Here is a 25,812-nt window from a genome sequence, read left to right on the forward strand (position 1 = left end):
CAAAAAGGTGAGAAAATATGGATGATCAATTGTATGCAGAAGAAAGAAAGCAGTCTATCGTTAATTTAGTCAATGAGAAAAATCGAATGCAAGTGGCCGAGTTGGCAGAAATTTTTAATGTGACAGGTTCAACGATTCGCAATGATCTGCGTGAACTCGAAAACGAAGGGCTAGTGACGCGTACACATGGCGGGGTAATCAAGCGAGACTTTCAACGCAGCGTCGAGATCATTCCAAAAAGCCGCGAATTTACGAACGAAAAATACCAAATCGCCGAGCGAGCCGTTCGATTGATCGAGGAAAATGACATTTTGGCGATTGATACAGGAACTTCTTGCCGCGCCTTTGCTGAAAAATTGATCAACAGTCCTTTAAAGCGTTTGACCATTTTGACGTATGATCTAGAGATCGCCTTATTATTGAGTGAAAAAACCAATTATCAGGTGCAAGTCATCGGCGGTGCGATTCGCAATGGCTATCCCTATGTTTCTGGAAGCTCTGTAGCACTTGGGTTGGCAGGTTTCTCTGTCGATAAAGTCATTTTAGGGACGACTTCTTTTGATAAAAAGTACGGTCATTCAACACCTAACTATGAGACAGCGGAAATGAAAAAGAGTCTAATCAATATCGGGCGAATAAAAATCGTCCTTTGTGAGTCTAGTAAAATTAATCAGCGGAGCTTCAAACAATTTGCTACGCCAGACGAATGTGATTACTTGATTACGGACAAGCACATGACAAGAGAACAGCAGCAGGACATTGATGAGTTGAAGATCAACTTACTGATCGTATAAAAGAAAGCCTGTTTACTTCCCAATCCAGGAAAGTAAACAGGCTTTTTTTAGGCGAAAAGTGAGCCGATGAAATAAAGGACCGGGTAAAGGACCATGAGTGCAGACATGGCCTTTAAAACGATCGGGAAGGTCGTCCGTTTGTCCTGCAAGGCACGATACCGTTTCAGGTTCTGCCAGTTTTTAGGAAACAGGAAGACTAAAAACAAAACCGTCCAAGGAGCCAGATCCGCAACGACCAGAACGATCAACCATAAGAAGCTGAAGACATAGACACTTAAGAGGACTTTTACCGCAGCTGGTTTTCCTAAGTAATACACCAATGTTTTGCGGTGGTTTTCGATGTCCTCTTCCAGGTCACAGGTATTATTTGCCAGTAAATTATTGAACATCATCAAGACGAGGGGTAAGCTGATCAAAAATACGTTGCCGATCATGGCAGGTGTGATCGCATGCGTCTGATAAACGGTTAGATAATAGCTGACTACAGTAATGAAAAAACCGCTGGCAGTTCCTGTCAACGCCTCCGCGATGGGCAGACTATTCAAAGGACGCCGGCCATAGGAATAGAAGAGTCCAATATAAAAGCCGATGATCCCCAACACACCGATCACCCAATTCGTCCGCCACACCAAGACCAATCCTAATAGGAAAGAAATCAACAAATTCCCCAAATAAAAATTCCGCACGAAGCGCAGGTCTAAGTGATCTCGGCCGATAATGTTGGTCTGTTGCTTGTACTTCTCGTCAGAAGCATTGCGATAGTCCATATAATGGTTAAAAACGTTCACTGTGATATGGAACATCACGATGATCAAGACAAATAGAAAGAATTCAGGACTGGGTACACTATTTAATTGAAAGTTTGCGATGGCATACCCTAATAAAATAATAAAAAGATTCAGCGGTGCCGTATAGATTTCCGTCAATTCCCAAAATTGTTTAAACGTAAGATGCTTCAAAGTCATCCTCCTTCTTTTTTTGCGCTTATTTTAACGTACAACTTGTTGAAATGTTGAATAGAAGATAAGCAGAATAGGAAGTCCTTTTCAAAAATAGCGAGGTTTGAATCATTTGTCCAATAGTTTGTTTAAGAGCAGGGAAAGGGTTTCAATTATAAGGGTATTATATTGCGTTAATGTTCGTGTTTTACTCTTTTCACAGATTATTGTTTACTTATTATCGTGTTTATTATATGATTATCCACGTTGTTTGAAAAAACATGCTATTATTTTACGAACATTTTTTTAGAATGTAGGGGGAGTATCATGAAAGGGAAAATAAATTCCTATTTTGAACTTGAAAAACTAAATACAACTGTAAAAAGAGAGATATTGGCAGGCTTTACTACCTTTATTTCGATGGCGTATATTCTTTTTGTCAATCCTAGTGTACTAGGCGCCTCCGGTATGGACGAGGGGGCTGTCTTCACTGCGACAGCACTAGCTAGTGCATTGGGCTGTATCTTGATGGGGGTTCTTGCACGGTATCCGATAGCGACGGCACCTGCACTAGGGATCAATGCTTTCTTTGCCTATTCTGTCTGTATCGGTATGGGGATTCGCTGGGAGACCGCTTTAGCAGGGGTTTTTGTGGCATCGCTGATTTTTATTTTGATCACGATTTTCAAATTACGGGAAATGATCATTGACGCGATCCCTTCTGATTTGAAATATGCGATCTCTGGCGGGATCGGCCTCTTTATCGCCTTCTTGGGATTAAGCGAGGGCGGCATCATCGTCGCGAATAAATCGACGTTGGTTGGTCTGGGCTCAATGAGTGTAGGAACGACATGGTTGACGGTGTTCGGTTTGATCGTTACGTCGATCTTAATGGTACGACGAGTTCCTGGTGGGATTTTTATCGGGATGGTCGCGACGACATTGCTAGGGTTAGTAACCGGTCTGATCCAAGCACCGACGCACATTGTTTCGGCGGCGCCAAGTTTGAAGCCGACCTTCTTAGTCGCTTTGAATCACGTGAAGGATATCAATACGCTGCAGCTTTGGGTCGTTGTCTTGACCTTCCTGCTGGTGACTTTTTTTGATACTGCTGGAACATTGGTAGGTTTAGCCAATCAAGCAGGCTTCATGAAGGACAATAAAATGCCCCGTGTCGGAAAAGCATTGGCTTCTGATTCGACCGCGATGTTGGCGGGCTCTCTACTAGGAACGTCTCCAGTGGGTGCCTATGTGGAATCTTCCGCAGGGATCGCAGTTGGCGGCCGCTCTGGTCTGACTGCTATCACGACGGGGGTATTCTTTATCTTTGGCTTGTTTTTCTCCCCATTATTATCTGTCGTGACGTCACAAGTGACAGCACCTGCGCTGATCGTCGTCGGTGTATTGATGGCACAGTCCTTACGTGAAATCAAATGGGACCAGTTAGAAATTGCGATTCCTTCTTTCTTGATTCTGATCGGTATGCCATTGACTTACAGCATTTCTGATGGGATCGCCTTAGGATTCATTTTCTACCCAATCACGATGATCGCTGCTAAACGAGGCAAAGAAGTCTCACCGATCATGTATGTCTTGTTTTTCGTCTTTATCGGTTTTATGTGGATCTTGAATGTAAAATAAAAGAGTCATCACAAAACTGTTTGTTTTCTGTAATGCAGAAGGCAAACAGTTTTTTTGTTTGAAAACACAGCGCCCCGCTAGTCAGATAGGTGTTTGCCAAGGATGAAAACCGTTGAGGGGAGGCTTTTTGCTCATAAAATGATTAAATAAATGAAGTTATTTACTCGTAAGATAATCGCATTTCAAATTAACTGCCCTTTCATGGTAAACGCCAACATAATTATTTATTTTCAAATTTGAAATTGACCTGAAATTAACAGTATAATATAATACAATTTGTATAATTATTTTTCTATATTAAGACTTCGGATGATATTTAGAATTAATTTTCCGGGATTTATTAATAAGATATTTAATTTGAGCGCAAAGACACCTTACAAATCGAAAAGACATTTTGATAGGTAAAGGTAGTTTTTAAGGAGGAAGCACATTATGCAGTTATTACTTTTGACGAAAGTCCCACTTTACGAGGAAAATTTTGAACGCCACTTGAAGCAATTAGGAAACGAGGTTTATTGCTCTGAAAATATGGTGAGCTTATTGAAGGAAAAATCGTTTGATAAAAGTTTTCTGGAACCGTTTGAAGGCATTATTTTCAGCGAAACATTGTATGACATCGAAACCTATGAAATAATCAAACACTTGCCACAAGGAAATTTGAAGCTGTTTCGCAGAGCCAAAGAGAACAAATCAGAGGAAGTGGGTTCAAATCCTTTTCACGCGTGGATTCCGCTTGATGCAGATATTGAACAGCTTCGGGAAATTTTATTGATCGCGGAAATCTCTCGTTTGACGAATAAAAAGTCTGTCCACGCGCAGCAGGTCACAGTGAAGCAGAAGCTTTCTGAGTTAAGCCTGAAATTAAAGCAAAAGGAAATTGTCTACTATTTGATCCAAGCGGGAGAACGAACGGTTCCTCGTGAAGAGATCAGTCGAGAGATCTGGGAGAAGGACCCAACGAAATCTGTTCTAGCCAGTCTTTCGAAGGTCGTCTCAAAAGTAAATGAAAAATTAGCGAACGAATTTGGGGATGAAGCGATCCAAACGGTATGGGGACATGGCTATCGTTTGAATAAAAAATTCTTTGACTACTTAGAAAATGACGTGGTGGAAGAAAATCAAGTGCTCATTCGTTAACGGATCGATACGGTTGGGCTAGAGGAAGAGTCTGTAGGTTAATAATAAAAGCAGGTATCCTGTAGTCATTTAAAAAGCGTTCTTGTCTTCAGATCATGAAGCAGGAACGCTTTTTTTGTTGTGATTTGTCGAGAATAGCTCCAAACCAAGCTTTGAATCAAAATCTCATATTAATCCATCTGAAAACGTAAAAATACATAAAAACATTTAGTGAGGGGAAAGCAAAAGCCTTTTTCAAAGAGAATAAATCAAAGGTATGGGAAACGAAAAGGGGTGTAAATAATAATAAAAGAATGATTATCATAAAGGAACGTTGGAAAGGTATAGTTGATAAAGGCTGTGAAATAGCTCTTTTTGCTTTTAAAAAGAGCAATCATACATTTATTATATTAGAATGCATTTTCCAGATTAGAATTAGTTTAAAAAGCTTCAAAAGGCCCAATGAATGAAAAATAACTGAGGAGAAGCCTGTCAATCTGAAAAAGAGCAATCATAAAAATCCATCCAGTATGAATAAAAATTCGTTTATATTATATTTATGTATTTCAATACCTATTATTTTTCCTGAATAAATATATTAAATTTTGAGGCGGGGGTTTTAGAATCAAAGGGAGTAAGACGTTTATTTGAGATGGCAAGTGGGCATAAAATGAATGATCACCAATAGAGAAAGAGTCGTGATTGTTTTAAGAGAATGTTTCTCATGTAGCTATTCCTATTGGATTCTTGATAGATTTTTTAGAAACAATCAAAATCTTTTTGTAATAAATGGGCATTTGATTAAAAATTTCGATGAGCAAAAATCATTTTAAAAAAAAGGTTTGATTGAAAGTTAATATACTGTTGATTTATTATAAAAAATATTTTATAATTTTTTAAAAATAGATGCATAATAAAACATAAAAATTATTTATTTGAAATAAAAATAATTTTTATTCTTTTTGAATTAGAATGTGTCCTCTTGATTACGCGAGTTATATAACTAAGGTTATTGGATCGGGCTTTTTCTAGCAGATCAGATATTCTCAGGTAATTCCAAATTCAAATCGTGAATAAATAATTCTCTATTTGCAGATACAGCGTGTTTGAGAGGGAGGGCGTCTATTTTTTCAACAGCTAAATTTTTTCACTATATAAGAGAGAGGAACAGTAAAATAGCACGAAAATCAATGCATAGTAAATAGAAGATAAGCTTCTGTCACAACGTATACCCGTGAGTAGTTGGTTGGAAATCGAAAAAAGTTATACATAATAAGTCGAAATTCATACATATAGAAATGAAAAATCATTTGATCTTAATCACAACGAAAAAGGATGAGACAATTTTGAGAAATTTTTATAGTTCTAATTCAAGGATGGCGACGAAAAGCCAATTAGTCGAGACGGTTGAATTTTTAGAAAATCAGAACGAGCAGCTCTTAGATCAGGTGGAGAGATTGGAAGGGATTCGCGGCGCGTTAGAGGAAAAGGTTTCGGCCTACCGCGATCGTTTGAAGGAATTAACGGTGCGATTGGAAGAATTCCACGTATCTTCAACGGAGAAGGAAGTTGTTTATTACAATAAGGATAATTTAGAGAGGCGCCGCTTCGTCCTTCAACGAAGGCCTTCGACCGAATGTCTTGCTTCTGAGGAGCAGGCGGCGATCGATTATCTGGAAGAAAAATATGCGCGTCTGTTAGAACACTATATGTATGAACGTGAGAAAAATGAACGGTTAACCAAAGGAGTTTCAAAAAATAATGAAAGCACTGTTCTTGAACTTTTTACAAAGGCGGAGGCGGCAGACACCTTACTGAAGGCTGCCACGGTCAGTCGTAAGATGATTCAAAGAGCAGAAGAGCACGCAAGGCAGATTGAATCGAATGTGTAGAAATCTTTGGCTGGGGAGCCGGAGTGCACAAGAAACCTGCCATAAGAGATCATCCAGGCGTTACTACGCAGAGATTCTGCTGTAAGGGATGATCAGGAGATAAGTAAACGGAGTTAAAGGGTGTAAAAAATGGAATCGAGTAAAGACGGGAGTGAAGCAACATGAAAAAAGTGATCATTTTGACGAGAAACATTATTATCGAACAGGACTTTCAAAACGAATTGCAGCGATTGGATTACGAGGTATTTGTTTTAAAAGAATTCTTCGATGTGAACAAACCGAATTATTTTGAAGAGATTCTCTCTCTTTTTGATATCGTCATCTTTAGTGAAACATTGACGAACCAAGAATTTAATGAGATTTTACCTATTATCTTAGAAAAGGATCTTCATTATCTGCGAAGAACGGACGAGCCGGTGCCGAATATCGATGAGAATCATTGCCTGTCGATTGATTGTACGATGACCGAATTGAGAGAGTTCTTGCTGCTAAGCGATACCCGCGAAGGACACAAGGAGTCGATCTCAAAAGGCTTGGTCAGACAATCTGAAATGAAAAAGCAAGACCTGGTTCTATTCTACAGCTCCCTCAACAACATTGAGAAGAAGATCATCTGCGCTTTAGCCGAGGGCAGCGGGAAGATCATCTCCAGAGATGAGCTGTGCAACAAAGTATGGAACAATGAAGTCAGCAAATCACGCTTAGTGCAAATGTCTACGGCTGTAGGGAATATCCGTAAGAAGATCGCCCATGCCCACATCGAAAATGTGCGGATCATTACGTACTGGGGGAATGGCTACCGTCTTCATGATGTCCCCAACGGATTGATGAGTGAGCACATCAAAGAATACAGCATGTAAGTGGAATCACATATAAAAAAACACAGTTAAATTAGAAAAAAGTCAGGAATAGTGTCTCGAAAGCGAGAGAAATTCCTGATTTTTTTTCTTTATAAAAAAAGTTTTTTAAGATTTTTTTACCGATTATGAGAAAATGAAGGGAAAAAAGATTCACAAGCACTTCTGTATCAGTCGTCTGTTTTTCAATTGCAATCCTTCGGTTAAAGCTTCAAATGAATAGTGTTTCGGACTTTCAATAAGTATCTGTCATTATCAATTACATGATCTGTTATAGTGAAAACTGTTACAGGAATTGGTCGATCATAAAATAATTATCATTATTTTAAAAGGATTTGCATCGATAAGGAGTAAAAAAAGCCCTTTCTTAAAACAGATTCCTTTGTTATAATCATTTTAAATTAAATTGAAACTAATGAACAAAGGAGTGCGGATATGGAAACTACTACAATCAAAAAAACTGTTAAACAAACAACGAGTCCTTGGGAAGGTTTTAACGAAGGTCGGTGGCAGCATGAGGTCAACACGTTGGACTTCATCAAACGCAACTACACAGAATATAAAGGTGACGACAGCTTTTTAGAAGGCGCAGCGCCAAGTACAGACAAACTTTGGGATAAATTACAAGAACTATTCGAAGTACAACACCAAAAAAATGGTGTTTACGACATGGATACAGATGTTCCTGCGACGATCACTTCTCATGAACCAGGATATTTGATCAAAGACGAAGAAAAAATCGTTGGTTTGCAAACGGATGTTCCATTGAAGCAAGCATTCATGCCTTTCGGCGGGATCAACATGGCCAACAAAGCATTGGAATCAAATGGCTATGAAGTAGACGACGAAATGTCATTCATCTTCAACAAATGGCGCAAAACCCACAACCAAGGGGTCTTCGATGCTTATACAGACGAAATGCGTTTAGCACGTAAAAACAAGATCATCACAGGTCTTCCAGATGCTTACGGACGCGGACGAATCATCGGCGATTACCGTCGTGTAGCATTGTATGGTATTGACTACTTGATGAAAGAAAAGAAAAAAGATTGGAAAAATGTCGGCAGCAAAGTCATGACGAATGACGTGATCCAATTGCGTGAAGAAGTTTCTGAACAATTCCGTGCGTTGGCAGATATGAAAGAAATGGCTGCAAGCTATGGCTATGACATCTCAAAACCAGCAAGCAATGCACAAGAAGCGATCCAATGGTTATACTTTGGTTACCTTGCGGCTATCAAATCTCAAAATGGGGCAGCGATGTCGATCGGACGTATCTCTGCATTCTTAGATATTTATATCCAACGTGATTTAGACCGCGGTGTGATCACTGAGTTTGAAGCACAAGAAATGATCGACCACTTGATCATGAAACTACGTATGGTGAAATTCGCTCGTACACCGGAATACAACCAATTGTTCTCAGGTTACCCAATTTGGGCGACGCTGTCATTAGCTGGGATGAACATGGATGGTTCGTCATTAGTAACGAAGAATGACTTCCGTATTCTGCACACATTGACAAACATGGGTCCTTCACCAGAGCCAAACTTGACGGTCTTGTATTCGTCTCATTTACCAGAAGGCTTCCGTACGTATGCAGCAAAAGTAGCGAAACAAAGCTCGTCGATCCAATTGGAAAATGACGATCTATTGCGTCAATACTGGGGCTCAGACGATGCAGCGATCGCTTGCTGTGTGTCTGCAACGGTGATCGGTAAAGACATGCAATTCTTCGGCGCTCGTGCCAACTTAGCGAAAGCGGTACTTTACGCGATCAATGGTGGGGTCGATGAAATGACGAAGATGCAAGTTGGGCCGCGCTTCCGTCCGTTGGAAGGCGACAGCATTGATTTTGATCAATTCATGGACAGCTACAAAGATGTCTTAGACTGGTTAGCTGAATTGTATGTCAATACGTTGAATGTGATTCATTACATGCATGATAAATATGCCTATGAAGCACCACAATTGGCATTGATGGATACAGACTTGAAACGCACATTTGCGACGGGGATCGCGGGGATCTCGCATGCGGCAGATTCATTAATGGCGATCAAACACGGAAACGTGAAAGTCGTTCGTGATGAAGACGGCCTAGCAATCGACTATATTCCGCAAAACGAATTCCCAACTTACGGAAATGACAACGATGAAGCGGATGAAATGGCAAACTGGATTCTTGAATACTTCATGACACAAATCAAACGTCAGCATACCTACCGTGAATCAACACCGACCTTGTCCTTGTTGACGATCACATCAAACGTGGTTTACGGAAAAAATACTGGGAATACACCAGATGGCCGTCGTGCTGGGAAACCATTGGCACCAGGTGCGAACCCAAGCTATCAAGATGGAAAATTCTTAGGTGAGAAAAATGGCTTGTTGGCTTCATTGAACTCAACAGCGAAATTAAACTACTCTTGCGCGCAAGATGGTATTTCAGATACGCAAACGATCAATCCAGGCGCATTAGGTCGTACAGACGACGAAAACATGCAAGTGGACAATCTGCGTCAAGTATTAGACGGCTACTTCGATAGAGGCGGCTACCACTTGAACGTCAATGTCTTTGGTCGTGAGCTGCTTGAAGAAATGGACAAAGATATCGACAATCCAAAATATGCGAACTTTACGATTCGTGTATCTGGCTACGCAGTGAAATTCCGCGACTTAACGCCAGAACAACGTCGAGACGTGATCTCACGTACAGACCATACAAAAATGTAAAAATAATTTTATTTTTAACAAAATAGAAGTTGATGAAAGATTCTGTCGCTCGATTCTGAGCTTCAGGGTCTTTTTTTACCAAAAATGTTAAAAAATATTAATAATTATGATTTTTGACTAAAAATGACGGTTGTAATTTATAATGAAGGGAATGATAAAGCAGGTTGGTGATAGGGTTTGAAGGAGTATGAGGACCAGTGGGTGGTACGTATTGTTGGTGTCGTTGCGGGGGCGATGGCTTTTTTTATAATGATCTATCTGTATTTTGGCTCACATTTCTATTTCGGGTCGAAGGTTGCGAATGTAGAAGTCGGGGGACTTTCCATTCCAGCAGCAGCAGAAAAAATTCGCAAAGAAACGGAAGTTGTGGAAATCAAGCTGAAGGGGGATCATCAAACGGTTCAATTGCAGCTAGAGGCACCCTACGACATTCAAAAAGACTACTTGAAGAAAAATGTGCGCCGAGGGGACGTTCGTTTGCCCTTTAAAAAAGGGGCAAGGAAAAATTTAGTCATGGCTCTGAATAGCGCGTCGTTTCTTGGCGGAAAAGAGGCGAAAGATGCGACAGTCATCTATACAAATAAACAATTTAAGATCCAACCGGAAAAAGTCGGGACAGCTGTTGACTCGCCGCGCCTTATAAAGGAATTGTGTGCTTCTTTTGACAAAGGAGAATTGCAGACGTCCTATGATCTGACGGATTTTTATAAGCAACCGGCTATCACGAAAGGGGATTTGGAGAAGCAGAAGGTAACGCAGCGTTTGGAAGGGATCAGAAAACGCGGGATCAAGCTAAAGCTGAACAAACAGACGATTCCGCTGACAGAGGAAATGCTCTCAGCCTCTGTAGATGAACAGGGGGCGATTGATCTGGGCGCCGTCACGGAGTGGGTGGCAGAATTGGAACGGAAGTATTCAACCATTTATAAACCCGTAGAATTCACCAATGTCCACGGGCAGCGTCTGCGCTATAAAAATGTGGGCAACTATGGCTGGTTCATCGACATCAAACAATCTGCAAAAAAAATCGTCCATGAATTGAAGGACCCAGAAGCGCAAACGATCGCATTGGTGCTGCGGGGAAACACGAAGACACAGCCGCTGCGGGTCACGAAAAACTACGTTGAGGTGGACCTCGATAATCAAAAGATGTACTGCTTTGACAAAGGCAAGTTAGTCGTTGAGACGGATGTGATCACTGGCCGATACGACAAGGGAACAGCGACGGTTCCCGGGTTCCATACGATCATGGACAAGCGGCGAAATGTCGACTTGAGCGGTGTGCTGACGACAGGAGACGGAACGTACAATGTTCCAGTCGATTATTGGCTGCCGTTATTGAGCTACGGGCAGACGATCACTGAGATCGGACTTCACGATACGGATCATAAGCTGCAATACTTTGGTCAGCCGGGCGCCTTTATGACGGATCTTGGAAGCTATGGCTGTGTGAATACGCCCAAAGCAAATGTTGCTCAAATCTACGACTACAGTTTTATAGGGATGCCCGTCTTCATTTATGGGCATATCTATGATGAGGCTCCGGGAGAATGGGACAAGCCAGTAGAATATGGCACTGCTGTTGGCTAAGCCAGCAAATGGGCATCTATTCTTTTTCGGACGCCTGACTCATTGATAAAAAAGAAACGCCCCTTCGGAAGCAGAGACGATGTGCTGTTTCCGAAGGGGTGTTTTAGATGTGGGTTAATTTTTCTTGGATCATTTCTTTTAGATTGAGGTTTTCATTCAGTTTGGCGTAATAGTCTGCCTGTTTTAAGCATTCCACTTTGTCTTTAGGATTTTCTTGAATAACCGCTTTTTCAAAAAACAACTCTTCTAATCCCTCGGTCACATTCACTTCTATTAATGTTTGGATGCCTTCATCGCAAAGGGCATTGGCCTTTGCTTGGTTTCCTCGATCCGCGTAAAAGCAAGCGGCTTGATAATAAGATGGCCCTAGTTCTAATTGAGTATTCATTTTTTCCTCCAATTGTTCCGCGCGTTCAAAAAAAATGCGTGCGCGCTTTTTTTCTTCGTTTGCTTGATAACAAGTAGCTAGTCCTTTTAGTACCAGCAGTTCATAACGTCTTTCATCGTGTAAAAAGGTATGGGCTCGTTGAAAATAGTGTACGGCGCTTCGTGTGTCTTGTTCGCCGAACAGCGTGGCATAGGCGCGAAAATACAGTAAATGGCCGACGATTCGTGCGTTGTTATAAGAAATCTTTTTTCCATAATGGTCTAACAAATACAAGACGGTCGAGAACTCTTGACGCAAATGCAGGCAACGTACAATGTTCAATAAAGAGAATTCTGTGCAAAGAATCGTGTCAGGAAAAACATGATGGTACGGAATTTCCAATGTTCTACAAAGATCTAAAACCACTTCCAGAATGCCTTCGTTCTTCATTTCAATCCATTCTAAGTCAGCCGGTGCGCAAATGGCCCCTAAGGCTTCACGTGGTATGCCCGCGCTTTTGCGCGATTGCTCAATGATATACCCGTTAACTTCCATGATTGACCCCCTACGAATAACGCTTACACATTAATTCTAAAGTTTTTATTAGAAAATCACAATAAAATTATTCAAAAATCTTTGTTTTTTTAATTTATTTTACAACATATTGATGATAAAGTTTATTTTATCCTTGTTATAACAGTTAATTGAAAAGACGAGAGACCGATAATTTGTCGGATTAGAGGGACTATTGTCTCAATCATTCGATCGATTCGAATAATAGAAAGAGCGCTTGCGTTTCAAAACAGATGTGATAAACTGTTAAAATACTATGAAATGAAAGAGTGATTATGATGAGAAAAGTGAATGTTGCAATCGTCGGCGCTACTGGCGCTGTAGGAACACAAATGATCAAACTATTAGAAAATAGTTCGTTGCCGCTGGGTACGGTAAAATTTTTGGCTTCTAAGCGTTCTGCTGGAAAGCAACTTTCATTTAAGGGCGACACTCAAACCATTGAAGAATTGGTTCCTGATTCATTCGAAGGGATCGATCTGGCCTTATTCTCAGCGGGTGGGGGCATCTCTGCGACCTTTGCGCCTGAAGCGGTGAAACGCGGAGCGATCGTCGTGGACAATACCAGTCATTTTCGGATGGACCCAGAAGTACCGTTAGTGGTTCCTGAGGTAAATCCTGAAGCATTGCGTGAACATAAGGGGATCATCGCGAATCCGAACTGTTCCACGATCCAGATGATGGTGGCGTTAGAGCCGATCCGTCAAGCCTTTGGACTGAATCGTGTCCTTGTGTCGACCTACCAAGCGGTGTCTGGCGCGGGAAACCAAGCGATGGAAGAGTTGAAGCAGCAGACGCGGGACTATTTGGATGAAAAGCCGGTCGCTGAATGGCAGGCAGATATTTTGCCCTGCGGAGGCGATAAAAAGCATTATCCGCTGGCCTTCAATGCCTTGCCGCAGATCGATGTATTCGCAGATGGCGGGTATACCTATGAAGAGTGGAAAATGATCAATGAAACGAAAAAGATCATGGAAGACGACACCATCAAAGTTTCCGCGACGTGTGTGCGTATTCCGGTCATGAGCGGGCATTCTGAATCTGTCTATATCGAGACGGAACGAGCAGCAACTGTTGCCGAGATCCAAGCACTGATGGAAAAGGCAGCCGGAGTGGTCTTGGAGGATGATCCAAGCCAGCAAATCTATCCCCAGGCATTGAACAGTGTTGGCAAGAATGAGACGTTTGTCGGGCGTATCCGTAAGGACCCTGATGAAGAGAAGGGCGTTCATATGTGGGTCGTTTCGGACAATCTATTGAAGGGCGCAGCCTGGAATTCCTTGCAGATCGCTGAGACGATGTACGAGATGGACTTATTAAACTAACGAAGGATCAACGAAAGAGGGCTTGTGACGTGCTGCGTCTCAAGCCTTTTTCTTAAGCTCATTTTCAATCGATGGTTTTTCAGAAAAAATCATGTATAATAGCTAATGAGTATAGGCACAGACCGAACTGATTACGGGGTCTGAGGAAGCTGAAACGATAAATAAATTTATTATAAAAATTTGGAGAGGTGGATTTTTTGAGTACAGTCAAAATAATTCCCTTCAGCGGCGTGCGTGAGAACGGTAAAAACATGTATGCAGTTGAAGTGGACAACGATATTTTTGTCCTCGATTGCGGACTAAAATATCCAGAAAATGAATTGTTGGGGATCGATGTTGTGATTCCTGATTTTACCTATTTAATAGAAAATGCGGATCGTGTAGCGGGGGTTTTCCTGACACATGGGCACGCAGATGCGATCGGGGCTTTGCCTTATTTGGTATCTGAGGTCGCCGTACCTGTCTTCGGAACAGAGTTGACGGTCGAATTAGCGAAATTGACTGTCAGCCAAAATGAAGAAAGCAAAAACTTCAAGGATTTCCACGTGATCGATGAGCACACGGAGATCGATTTTGGGACAGCAGTCATCAGCTTCTTCCGGACCACGCATACGATCCCTGATTCTGTTGGGATCAGTTTGAAGACCAGCGAAGGCAGTGTCGTGTATACAGGAGATTTCAAATTCGACCCGACGGCGATCCCGATGTATGCGACGAACTATCGTCGTTTAGCAGAGATCGGCGGAGAAGGCGTCTTGGCATTATTGAGCTCGTCGTCAAATGCGGAGAATCCGATCCAGGTGGCTTCTGAACGAGAAATCGCCAGTGAAGTCTACGATACCATCAATGAATGGGACGGCCGGATCATTGTCGCCTGTGTCGCCAGCAACCTGCAACGGGTTCAACAAATCTTGAATGCCGCTAAAAAAGCAGGGCGTAAAGTCGTGCTTACAGGTCAAGACTTAGACCGTATCATCAAAACAGGGATGCGTCTGAAAAAACTTGAAGTACCGGAAGATAGTTTGATCACGATCAAAGAAATGAAAAACTACTCACCGGAAGAGCTGATCATTTTAGAAACAGGCCGGATGGGTGAGCCTATCAAATCCTTGCAAAAAATGGCGAACCGCTCGCACCGCAACTTGAAGATCGAAGATGGCGACCTCGTGTATATCACTACGACGCCAACGATCGCGATGGAAACGACAGTCGCGAAAACAGAAGACATGATCTATCGCGCTGGCGGGATCGTGAAGAGTATCTCTGAAAACTTACGCGTATCAGGGCATGCGAATCCACGTGATCTGCAATTGATGATGGACATTATGTCGCCGCAATACTTCATTCCAGTCCAAGGTGAATATCGCCAGTTGTCTGCTCATGCACGTTTGGCGAATGAACTGGGTATGCCTTTCAAGAATATCTTCATCACTGGCCGCGGAGATGTGTTGGAATATAAAAATAAACACATGAGTGCTGCCGGCAGCGTCCCTGCTGATAACATTATGATCGATGGGATCGGTGTGGGGGATATTGGAAATATCGTTTTACGTGACCGAAAAGTCTTGTCTGACGATGGCATCTTTGTCGTCGTTGTGACCATTGATCGTAAATTGAAAAAAATCGTTTCTGCCCCGCAAATCACTTCAAGAGGATTTGTGTACATCAAAGCCAGCCGCGATTTGATCAAGGAAAGTGCCGACATTACCAGTGAGATCGTTGAAAAACATCTCCACTCGGACGATTTTGAATGGAGCAAGCTGAAGCAAGACATTCGAGATCATTTAAGCCGTCACCTGTTTGAACAAACAAAACGTCGTCCTGTGATCTTACCTGTGATCATGGAAGCGAACCAACGTCGCGGACGTCGCAAATAAAAAAAATGAGATGCTTCGCCAATCGATTCTGATTGGCGAAGTTTTTTTGATACTTCCTACTCTTATTTTTTGTAAAAAAGGAGTATGATTAAAGGAGTAGTAAATGTAGAGAGGGCTGGTTATATGTTGGAAAAACCATTAAAGTGTCCAAATTGCGGCACACATTTCTTTGTTGACGAAGTATTGAACGTTCAGGATCACCCGAAGGAAGCGATGCCGGTGGAGTGTCCTAATTGCCATCATGTGTACGAAAAAAGAATTACGAATGGCTATTTTATGACCTTTGAGGATCGTGAAGAGGGCAAATATGAGACAAAGACGGAAGAGTGATCTTTCGTTTTTTTTTTTGATTTGATTTTTGAGCTGTTTATCTATTAAAATAGCTATGGCCTATTTGAAGGGTTTTGTCTAGCGGCTCCTGTGAGAGCCAAAGTTAATTTTGCCAGAGCGTTCAGCGTTTTTTTGACTGACTCGCAGGCTGTAATGAAAGGAAGTTTTTTTTGATGCATACGTATCAAGAGGATGCGGTCGTCCAAAAGAATCGCTGGTGGATCTTAGTTTCCGTGGCGATGTTCACGTTCATGTCGACATTGGATTCTAGTATCGTGAATATCGCGCTGCCGACGATCTCGCGAGACTTATCTGTTCCAATGAATAAGGCGGAATGGGTCGTCTCGATTTATTTGATGGTGGTCTGTGCGTGCCTGCTGCTTTTTGGGAAAGTCGGAGACAGCTTCGGCAAGATCAAGGTCTATCGGATCGGAACGGTCGTATTTACCTTAGGGTCGCTGCTGTGCGGCTTCAATCATTCCTTGACCATGCTTTTATTTGGTCGGGTGATCCAAGGAATCGGTGCCAGCATGACGATGGCGACGAACACAGGGATCACGACAGAGGTCTTTCCTATGAGGGAACGGGGACGAGCCTTAGGGGCGATCGGCGCCTTTGTCTCCTTAGGATCAATCGCAGGTCCGGGTATCGGCGGGTTGATATTGGCTCATTTTTCTTGGTCCTATATTTTCTGGATCAATGTGCCTGTAGGGCTATTGACGATCTTGATCGGTGAAAAATATTTGCCAAAGGATATCACGATGTCCAAAAAGAAAATCGATTGGCTCGGTTTCGTGACGTTCGCGATCACCATCATGAGCTTCTTCGGGGCAGTCTTTATTGGACAAGAAGTCGGCTATATCCATACAGTGCCGCTGCTTTTATTCGTCGCAGCCATCGTCTTTTTCGTGATTTTTATTCGCGTGGAGAAGCAAAAGGAAAATCCGTTGCTCGTTTTTCATATTTTGAGAAACAAGTTGTTTACGATGAGCTTGGTCACGGCGTTGCTGATTTTCTCAGCCAATTTCTTCGTGAACGTGGTCATGCCTTTTTACCTGCAAAATGCGCGGGGACTGACTGCTAGCTATGCGGGGCTGTTAATGATGGTCTTTCCTTTCTTGATGGTCATCGGCTCACCCCTCAGCGGGTATTTGACGGATCAGATCGGCCCTCAGAAGCTGGTGTTGATGGGACTGGCCTTGCTGTCTGTTACACAACTGATGTATGTCTTTATGAATCAAACAAGTCCGATCTGGTACTACATTTTGGCTACAGCGATCATGGGGATGGGGAATGCCCTGTTCCAATCGCCGAACAACACGATCGTCATGAGCAGTGTGGAGAAGGAAAACCTGGGCGTAGCCGGCAGCTTGAATTCCTTCGCTCGGAATTTGGGGATGGTCGTTGGTATCGCGCTGTCTACGACGATCCTATACAGCGGGATGAGTACCGCTTACGGTCAGAGAGTGACGACTTACATTGAAGGACGGCCAGACATTTTCATTTTTGGAATGCGGGTGACCTTTATGGCCTCCTTTGCGATCTGCGTCATCGCGTGGGTGCTTTCGTTGATTCGATTCCGAAAAAAGACAACGGATCAGACGATCCATTAGTACAAAAGAAGTTGATTGTTACCCGAATGGTAACGGTTGACTTCTTTTTTTTTAGGGACTCTGTTATACTAGTTTTGCTAAGCTGTACTACTATAATAGATAAACTTTATAGCGGGAGGAAAATATGGCGACAAAACACGATTTGATTTTAGAACATATTGAAAATTTGCCGGTGGGAGAACGGATCTCCGTCCGCAGTATCGCAAAAAATTTGCGTGTCAGTGAAGGGACCGCCTATCGTGCGATCAAGGATGCTGAAAATATCGGATTGGTCTCCACGATCCAACGAGTAGGAACGATCCGAATCGAGCGCAAATTAAAGAAAAACATTGAGCGCCTGACCTTTGGTGAAGTGGTCCGCATCATTGAGGGCGACGTTTTGGGCGGTTCGAATGGATTAGACAAAGACTTAAATAAATTTGTCATCGGTGCCATGACGGAAGAAGCGATGCGTCGCTACATCACCCCCGGCTCGTTATTGATCATCGGGAACCGCGAGGGTGCGCAAAAGCTGGCCCTGCAGGATGGGGCCGCAGTCCTGATCACAGGTGGTTTTGATACCACACCAGAGATTGCGCAATTGGCAGATGAACTGTCGTTGCCCGTGCTAAGCACGACGTACGACTCCTTTACTGTTGCAACGATGATCAATCGCGCGTTGAGCGATCAACTGATCAAAAAGGATATCATGCAAGTCAGCGATATCTATATGCCGTTAGAAAAGACGGTGTATCTGCAGGCAGGCGACACGATCGCGAATTATCACCGTTTATCGGAAAAAACGGGTCACTCTCGTTTCCCTGTTGTAAATAAAAGCATGCGGGTCTTGGGTGTCGTTACCGCGAAGGATGTTCTTGGAAAAGCGGAAAATCAAGCGATCGAGCGTGTGATGACCCGCGAACCTAATGTCGTGAAGCAGAGTATGAGTGTCGCGTCTGTCAGCCATCAGATGATTTGGGATGGACTGGAAATGATGCCGGTAGTGAAGGACGACCTTTCATTAGTGGGCATGGTCAGTCGTCAGGATGTCATGAAGGCGATGCAGCTTGTTCAGCGTCAGCCGCAAATGTCGAATACGATCTCTGACCAAATCGTCGGCGATATCCTAACGGTAGATACAGACCGTGACGACAATCCCCTCGACAATCCGTACTTCAAATTTGAGGTCACTCCTCAAATGGTCAACAGCGTGGGAACGATCTCCTTTGGTGTATTGAGTGAGATCGTCGCCAATGTGGCGCAGCGCAGTATCTTGATCGATCAACGACGCAATACATTGATCGAACAGATGAACCTGTATTATTTGCGGTTGATCCAGTTGGAAAGTGAGATCGAGATTCATTCAAAAACATTAGAACTAGGACGGCGTTCGGCAAAAGTTGATTTGGAAGTCTACATCGATAATGTGATTGTAGCCAAAGCAATCGTGCTTTGCCAAGTGATGGAGCGCTCTTAGAAAGAGGAATAGGTATGACAATAACAGAAGAAATTTTACAAATGATTAAAGACTACGATCGGATCATCGTCCATCGTCACATGCGTCCTGATCCAGATGCTCTTGGCTCCCAATGTGGACTCGCTGAGATTTTGCGCGCGACATTTCCTAAAAAAGAGGTCTATCAAGTCGGAGGCCCCGTGGAAGGCTTGGATTTTTTAGCGGAAATGGACGAGATCGCGGATCATCTGTACGAAGGCGCATTGGTGATCGTGACAGATACTGCGAATGCTCCCCGCATCAGTGACGACCGCTACAAGCTGGGAGAAAAACTGATCAAGATCGATCACCATCCGAATGACGATCCATACGGGGATCTGCTTTGGGTCAATACGAAAGCAAGCAGTTGCAGCGAGATCATTGCTGACTTTGCCTTTGCTGAAGACTTGACCGTGACAGAAAATGCGGCACGCTTGCTCTATGGCGGAATCGTGGGGGACACGGGGCGCTTTTTATACCCGGCAACAACCTCCCATACCCTACAGGTTGCGGCGCGTTTGCTCGATTACGGATTCGATGCTACTAAGCTAAATCGGGAGATCGATCAAATCTCATTGGATGTTGCCAAGCTTTCAGGCTATCTTTATCAGAACCTGCAAATCGATGAACACGGTGCCGGGTATGTGTTCTTAGATCAGGCAATCTTAAATAAATACGGCATCAAGGATTCCGATACAGCCTCATTGGTCCCATTGCCGGGAACGATCGACGTCGTACTTGCTTGGGCAGTATTCGTCGAGCAGCCAGAAGGCTATTATCGTGTTCGTCTGCGGTCGAAAGGCCCCGTGATCAATGAATTGGCGAAGCAATACCATGGCGGCGGCCATCCGTTAGCCAGCGGCGCGAATGCGAAAGACCAAGCGATGTGCCAGGAAATTTATCAAAAGATCCAAGCTTTATGCGAAGATTACCAAAAAACTGGGGAATGATAAAAAAACTTCAAAAAAAGAAGTTGACAATCCCCTCATTGGTCTATACAATTCAAAGTGTTAACAATACTGTTTCATGTGACTAGATCATACTAGGCATGGAAAGACACGCAAGGAAGGCTCCTTGTGCATCTTTCCGTGCCTTTTTATTTGGCCAAATAATAACTAGTCGAAACAGCACCACTATTCTGCAGAATGAGGACGAGCAATGAAAATCAAAAAGATACTGAATCAAAATGCCGTTTTAGTTGATGACCATGGAGAAGAAAAAATCGCCATCGGCAAAGGAATCGGTTTTAGCAAACAGAAAAATGATTTGCTTTATTCCCGAGAGATCGAGCGCTTGTTCGTGATGGAGCCGGAGGGACAGCAAAAGCTACAGACCTTATTGAATCAAATTAACGAAACCTATTTCTTTGCTGCCGAAGCCATTATTGATCATGCGGAGACGGTCCTGATGGAGAAGCTCAATGAACATATCTTTATTTCGTTGACGGATCACATCGCTTTTGCTGCGCAAAATATTTCAAATGGGATCGTTGTTCGGAACAAACTACTTAGCGAGATCGAGATTTTATACAGCGAAGAGTTTGGGATCGCGCAATGGGCGGTCGATTACTTGAATCGAACCTTGGAGATTCCGTATGGCTACGATGAGGCGGGCTATATCGCGATCCATATCCATAGTGCGCGAACGGGAAGAGGCAATAACCATGACAGTATTCGAGAAGTCACCATCGTTTCTGACGTGATCCACTTGATTGAAGAAGAATTGGAGATCGCGATCCGTTCTCAGGAGATGGCCTTAGATTATTCTCGTTTGGCGAATCATCTGCGTCTTTTGCTGCAACGCTATCAGACCCAGCGTTATGCGGTCCTAGATCAAGACATCATTGAGATGGTTCGGAACAAGTATCCTGAAAGTTATCAAGTGGCAAAGAAGATTCGTGTCTTTTTGATGAAGACCTATCAGTTAGCGATCACTACAGAAGAATTGGGCTATGTCGCTATTCATGTAGAACGATTGCGAAAAGTAAAAGAACATAAAGGAGAAGAATAGTATGAAAGCATATATGCAGCGCATGGGGCGTTCGTTGATGTTACCTGTGGCAACCTTGCCAGTTGCGGCTTTATTTATGGGGATCGGGTATTGGATCGATCCCAGCGGCTGGGGCGGGAACAATTTGTTGGCCGCTTTCCTGATCAAGGCAGGCGGAACGATCTTGGACAATCTGGGTGTCTTGTTTGCAGTAGGATTGGCCTTAGGAATGTCGAAAGACAAGGATGGCGCGGCGGCTTTGTCGGGATTGGTGGCCTTTTTGACACCGATGACATTAGTGAATAGCGAAGCGGTAGCCATGTTTACCAAAGTCGCGGTGGAAGATGTGAATATCGCCTTTGGTGCCATCAACTTTAAAAATGTCTTTGTCGGAATTTTAGCCGGTTTAGTCGCGGCGGCGATGTACAATCGCTTTAGCGGAGTGAAATTGCCAATGGCGCTGTCTTTCTTCAGTGGAAAGCGGCTGGTGCCTATCGTTACAGCAGGCGTCATGGCGGTGCTGTCGGCGATTCTGATTTTCGCTTGGCCACCTGTTTACACCGGCTTAGTCAGCTTTGGTGAGATGATCTCAGGGATGGGACCACTAGGGGCAGGGCTGTACGGCCTGTTCAATCGGTTATTGATCCCGACTGGTTTGCATCACGCGTTGAACAATGTCTTTTGGTTCAACTTGGCGGGAATCGATGACATTGGTAAATTCTGGGCAAGCGAAGGGGTTCGTGGAATCACAGGCCGTTATCAAGCCGGCTTCTTCCCAGTGATGATGTTCGGTTTACCCGCAGGCGCGTTAGCGATCTATCAATGCGCTCGTCCTGAGAAGAAAAAAGTCACGGCTTCCTTGATGGTCGCGGCCGCTTTTGCTTCTTTCTTTACAGGTGTAACCGAGCCGCTTGAGTTTTCATTCATGTTCGTTGCTTGGCCGTTATATGTCGTTCATGCTATTTTGACAGGGATCTCAATGTTCATCGCGGCGACTTTCCGATGGACCGCAGGGTTCAACTTCAGTGCTGGATTTATTGATTTCTTCTTGAGTTTGCGTGTTCCAATAGCGAATCAGCCGTATATGCTGCTTCTTTTAGGCTTGGTCATGGCCGTGGTTTATTACACGACGTTCCGCTTTGTGATCGTTAAGTTCAATTTGATGACGCCGGGACGTGAAGAAGATGACGGAGAAGAAATGCCGGATATTCGTCTGACTGGCGACAGCAAACACGCGGTCATGGCACAGAAGATCTATGAAGCGCTGGGAGGGCCGGCGAATGTGCAGTCGATCGATAATTGTACGACCCGTCTGCGTCTGCAACTCAAAGACACTGGGGAAGTCAATCAAAGCCAGATCAAGGCCACTGGTGTTCCGGGTCTAAAGGTGATCGATGACACGAATATCCAAGTGATCGTAGGGACCGAAGTCCAATTTGTAGCAGATGAGATGAATCGTCTCCACAATGGCAGCGGTGCAACGCATGCAGTTACGGAGCAGGCGATCGTGGAGGAGGAAGTTCCGAAAACACAGGCGCTGTTTGCAGTAGCCAACGGCCGTTTAGTGCCGATCACGGAAGTGTCCGACGATGTTTTCTCAGAAAAAATGATGGGTGACGGCTATGCTGTATTGCCTACTTCGGGTGAGATTTTCTCCCCTGTTGCAGGGACGATCTCCAATGTCTTTCCAACGAAGCACGCAGTAGGGATCACGACTGCATCAGGCGTCGAAGTCCTACTGCACATGGGCTTAGATACGGTCGATCTAGGTGGAGAGCCTTTTGAGCTTTATGTCAAAGCCGGACAACAAGTGGGGCGTGGTCAGATGATCGCTAAAGTAGACTTAGAGGCTGTTCGCAAAGCAGGGAAGAAAACGGACATTATTGTTGCGTTGACGAATATGGATAAAGTAAAAAGCTCCGATTTGATCGAAACAAAGGAAGTTCTTGTCAATGAGGTAATCGGTGAAATAACAAGTAATTAGTCCATAACGAAGGTCGTGTCGTCTTAGACACGGCTTTTTTTAGTTATTTAAAAAGAAGTTGACCGTTTATAGCAGAGTTAAAAAATAAATATTCAATAACATTCGTGAAAATAAATAAAAAAAATAGTTGATCTAACCATTTACAAGGCTGTACTTTTAGGCTTATTCTGAAAATATAAAAAACAGAAAGCGATTTCTTGAAAATGGAGGATGGGAACATGGATGTTAAAAAATTAGGTACACGGCAGTTATTCTTGATGAAACGAGAGTCTTTGGAGAAGAAGATCGAGACTTACTACGAACAATCCGGGGATGCGGATTCTGTGATCGAGTATTTGGTCGCGGTCATGGTGCGGAATGCGCTAAATTTGACGGGAGCCTTTTCTTTTCTCTGCAAAGACCTGCTTCGAGACTTCTTTTTAACAGTCGAGCCGACAGACACCCTGCGCCTCTTTTTGCCCTTTTTCAAGGAATACTTTGAATCAAAAGAATGGGAAGGCTTGATCAAACAGTATTTTGGAAGCCCTTCCGAATATTTTTCCCAGACAGAATCGATCCGTTCCTTCAAGAATGCCTTTGAGAGACAGGGCAGTTTGGACCCTTACAGAGAAGGGCTCGTTTATGACATTCGTTCCCGTTTTGAAGATGCGGCGGGCAAGCGCCATCTGTTGACGATTCGAGACGTTGATCCTAACAAAGAGGAGACATTGGTGGCGGAAATTCTGGAAGTGTTGACGCTGTTGAGTATCTTTGAGGTAGACGGCGTCCGAAAATTCGTGGCATTAATTGATTACAAAGGCGGCGGTCATGTGGAGACGACTTCCTACAAGGTTGGCAAAGCCAAACAAGCAGAAGAAGACACAGTTGTTGAAGAAGCGCCTACAAACACGAAAACTGAAAAACAGCCAGTCGTCGCTGCCGCCACAGCTCCATCGCCGAAAAAATCCAACAAGCTGTCTTACGAAGAAGCCGCGGCGATCGTCGAGGCGGAGTATCCGCTGCCGGGGGAAGAAGCTTCGAGCACAGAAAGTCCGTCCCATAACACCGTCGAACTCCCGCCAAAACCGAAGTCATCTCACGTGCGTTTCGATAAGACCCCTGAGCAAGAAGAGGAAGAGCAGCGGAAGAAAAACCTCAAACGAAGACTGGATAAGCAACAAGGGAAGAAAAAGGACAGCCGAACCAAGCGGAATAGGAAACGAAAATAGCAGATCGCGTGGACCAACGAGGCGTTCAGCCATCTTTGGATTGCTTTCGATCAAGGGCAACGGCTGAAATTCTGATAACGAATGTTTTTTATGGAAAGTCTTTTCAAGACAGCGCGTTTCAGCTAAACTAAACATTCAGAAAAAAATTATTGGAGGAAGAGTATGCCAAATTGTCCAATGTGTCAATCAGAATACACGTATGAAGATCGCGGCTTGTTTGTTTGCCCAGAATGCGGTCATGAATGGTCAGAAAGTGATGCCGCTGAAGAAGGGCTAGTCGTCAAAGACAGCAACGGCAATCAACTGCAAGAAGGCGATAGCGTCACGGTCATCAAGGACCTTAAAGTCAAAGGAGCGTCCGGTGCCATCAAGCAGGGAACCAAGGTCAAAAACATTCGTTTGGTCGAAGGCGATCACAACATTGATTGCAAAGTAGACGGCTTTGGACCAATGAAACTAAAGTCTGAATTTGTTAAGAAGTTATAAGCTAGAGGGATTCTTAGAGTTGTTTTCATAAAAAATTCATGCCTTTCATGTTAAACTAAGATTAGAAAACTGTTTTATTTAAGACAGTCAAATTATCTTTTATTAGAGGAGAATGTATATGTATGGGTATGGATCATTCTATAATTTTCTAGATCCCACGTTTCTATTAGTGATCGCCGGACTGGTCATTTCTGGTTTTGCTTCGGCGTATGTCAATTCGACATTCCGTAAATACGACAAGTTCCGAAGCAGTAAGGGCGTGACTGGGACCCAAGCGGCTGAGTATATTTTGCGCAGTCAAAATATCAATGACGTGGGTGTCCAGCAGATCAGCGGAGACCTGACGGATAATTATAATAGCGGCAATAAGATGTTGAGTTTGTCTGAAGCGACGGCGCAATCGACTTCGGTCGCTGCGATCGGTGTAGCGGCCCACGAGTGCGGACACGCGGTACAGGACGCGAAGAATTACATCCCGTTGAGAATGCGGGCAGCCATTGTACCAGTTGCCAATATCGGTTCAACGCTTTCCTTCCCCTTGATTCTATTGGGTGTATTTATGAGCTGGAATCAGACGTTGATCAATATCGGGATCTTAGCCTTTTCGTTAGCGTTGATTTTCCAACTGGTGACCTTGCCAGTGGAATTCGATGCCTCCAGACGTGCATTGAGCATCTTACGCGAAGGAAATATGCTGGATGAAGAAGAATTGGCCGGCGCGCGGAAAGTATTGTTTGCTGCGGCATTGACTTATGTCGCTGCGGCTTTAGCAACCTTCCTGCAATTGCTGCGGTTGGTCCTGCTGTTTGGCGGAAATCGGAATCGAAATTAAGAATCGACGACGTGTCGGTTCTTTTTTTATTGAAGGGAAATCCGTCAACGCTGGAGTGCGCTTTCATTTCAACGAGTATCTTAGTATTGATAATTTTAAGTGTGTGGTATGATGGAATGAAGGAAGCCCTTTTGTTTTCTTCGCCGAGTTTATTTTGGCGACGCGCAGAGGGGACAGCGGGTTTTTCGTAAGA

At 43.6% G+C, this 25,812-nt stretch carries 20 protein-coding genes; 18 read left to right on the forward strand and 2 right to left on the reverse strand.

The annotated features are described in order from the left end of the window. The first annotated feature begins 17 nt into the window (after positions 1-17). Positions 18-794 (forward strand): DeoR/GlpR family DNA-binding transcription regulator, encoded by a 777-nt coding sequence (locus I592_RS02740; protein WP_010781752.1) that lies wholly within the window; start codon positions 18-20, stop codon positions 792-794. A gap of 47 nt (positions 795-841) precedes the next feature. Here the strand turns inward: I592_RS02740 and I592_RS02745 are convergent, their stop codons facing one another. Then, a complete protein-coding gene (locus I592_RS02745; RefSeq protein WP_010781751.1) occupies positions 842-1,753 on the reverse strand; it encodes a UbiA family prenyltransferase in 912 nt (303 codons plus the stop codon). A 306-nt stretch (positions 1,754-2,059) separates the two neighbouring features. On the opposite strand from I592_RS02745, the gene I592_RS02750 reads away from it, so the two are divergent. From I592_RS02750 to I592_RS02775, 6 genes are all read left to right on the forward strand, one after another. Then, complete coding sequence (locus tag I592_RS02750) at positions 2,060-3,373, forward strand: NCS2 family permease (protein WP_010781750.1); 1,314 nt, start codon at positions 2,060-2,062, stop codon at positions 3,371-3,373. 432 nt (positions 3,374-3,805) lie between these two features. Then, the gene (locus I592_RS02755) at positions 3,806-4,510 is read left to right on the forward strand and encodes a helix-turn-helix domain-containing protein (protein WP_010781749.1); all 705 of its coding nucleotides are present in this window, start codon (positions 3,806-3,808) and stop codon (positions 4,508-4,510) included. Positions 4,511-5,865: 1,355 nt separating this feature from the next. Beyond that, positions 5,866-6,381, forward strand: a complete 516-nt coding sequence (locus I592_RS02760; RefSeq protein ID WP_044926381.1) for a hypothetical protein — start codon at positions 5,866-5,868, stop codon at positions 6,379-6,381. Positions 6,382-6,542: 161 nt separating this feature from the next. Further along, the gene (locus tag I592_RS02765; protein WP_010781747.1) at positions 6,543-7,241 is read left to right on the forward strand and encodes a helix-turn-helix domain-containing protein; all 699 of its coding nucleotides are present in this window, start codon (positions 6,543-6,545) and stop codon (positions 7,239-7,241) included. 432 nt (positions 7,242-7,673) lie between these two features. Beyond that, a complete protein-coding gene (gene pflB / locus I592_RS02770) occupies positions 7,674-9,971 on the forward strand; it encodes a formate C-acetyltransferase (protein ID WP_010781746.1) in 2,298 nt (765 codons plus the stop codon). 201 nt (positions 9,972-10,172) lie between these two features. Then, positions 10,173-11,561 carry a L,D-transpeptidase family protein gene (locus tag I592_RS02775; RefSeq protein ID WP_010781745.1) on the forward strand — a complete coding sequence of 463 codons (1,389 nt, stop codon included), beginning with the start codon at positions 10,173-10,175 and terminating at the stop codon, positions 11,559-11,561. 103 nt (positions 11,562-11,664) lie between these two features. On the opposite strand, the gene I592_RS02780 is transcribed toward I592_RS02775, so the two are convergent. Beyond that, positions 11,665-12,483: a hypothetical protein gene (locus tag I592_RS02780; protein WP_010781744.1), complete on the reverse strand. Its 819-nt coding sequence runs from the start codon at positions 12,481-12,483 to the stop codon at positions 11,665-11,667. A 293-nt stretch (positions 12,484-12,776) separates the two neighbouring features. On the opposite strand from I592_RS02780, the gene I592_RS02785 reads away from it, so the two are divergent. From I592_RS02785 to I592_RS02835, 11 genes are all read left to right on the forward strand, one after another. Continuing rightward, positions 12,777-13,826, forward strand: coding sequence for an aspartate-semialdehyde dehydrogenase (locus tag I592_RS02785; RefSeq protein WP_010781743.1), 1,050 nt, complete (start codon positions 12,777-12,779; stop codon positions 13,824-13,826). A 197-nt stretch (positions 13,827-14,023) separates the two neighbouring features. Further along, entirely contained in the window at positions 14,024-15,703 is a 1,680-nt protein-coding gene (locus I592_RS02790; protein ID WP_010781742.1) for a ribonuclease J, read from the forward strand. An 84-nt stretch (positions 15,704-15,787) separates the two neighbouring features. After that, entirely contained in the window at positions 15,788-16,033 is a 246-nt protein-coding gene (locus I592_RS02795) for an MJ0042-type zinc finger domain-containing protein (RefSeq protein ID WP_244265149.1), read from the forward strand. Between the two features lie 173 nt (positions 16,034-16,206). Then, positions 16,207-17,646, forward strand: a complete 1,440-nt coding sequence (locus tag I592_RS02800) for an MFS transporter (protein ID WP_010781740.1) — start codon at positions 16,207-16,209, stop codon at positions 17,644-17,646. 124 nt (positions 17,647-17,770) lie between these two features. After that, positions 17,771-19,102, forward strand: a complete 1,332-nt coding sequence (locus I592_RS02805; protein ID WP_010781739.1) for a DRTGG domain-containing protein — start codon at positions 17,771-17,773, stop codon at positions 19,100-19,102. A 14-nt stretch (positions 19,103-19,116) separates the two neighbouring features. Next, positions 19,117-20,070: a DHH family phosphoesterase gene (locus tag I592_RS02810; RefSeq protein WP_010781738.1), complete on the forward strand. Its 954-nt coding sequence runs from the start codon at positions 19,117-19,119 to the stop codon at positions 20,068-20,070. Between the two features lie 208 nt (positions 20,071-20,278). Beyond that, positions 20,279-21,130, forward strand: coding sequence for a PRD domain-containing protein (locus I592_RS02815; RefSeq protein WP_010781737.1), 852 nt, complete (start codon positions 20,279-20,281; stop codon positions 21,128-21,130). Between the two features lies 1 nt (position 21,131). Further along, positions 21,132-23,093 carry an N-acetylglucosamine-specific PTS transporter subunit IIBC gene (nagE, locus tag I592_RS02820; protein ID WP_010781736.1) on the forward strand — a complete coding sequence of 654 codons (1,962 nt, stop codon included), beginning with the start codon at positions 21,132-21,134 and terminating at the stop codon, positions 23,091-23,093. 218 nt (positions 23,094-23,311) lie between these two features. After that, the gene (locus tag I592_RS02825) at positions 23,312-24,301 is read left to right on the forward strand and encodes a hypothetical protein (RefSeq protein WP_010781735.1); all 990 of its coding nucleotides are present in this window, start codon (positions 23,312-23,314) and stop codon (positions 24,299-24,301) included. A 162-nt stretch (positions 24,302-24,463) separates the two neighbouring features. Beyond that, complete coding sequence (locus tag I592_RS02830) at positions 24,464-24,787, forward strand: zinc ribbon domain-containing protein YjdM (protein ID WP_010781734.1); 324 nt, start codon at positions 24,464-24,466, stop codon at positions 24,785-24,787. Positions 24,788-24,905: 118 nt separating this feature from the next. Next, positions 24,906-25,619 (forward strand): zinc metallopeptidase, encoded by a 714-nt coding sequence (locus I592_RS02835; protein WP_010781733.1) that lies wholly within the window; start codon positions 24,906-24,908, stop codon positions 25,617-25,619. Positions 25,620-25,812: the final 193 nt, after the last annotated feature.

It is taken from the genome of Enterococcus gilvus ATCC BAA-350 (assembly GCF_000407545.1).
GTDB lineage: Bacteria > Bacillota > Bacilli > Lactobacillales > Enterococcaceae > Enterococcus_A > Enterococcus_A gilvus.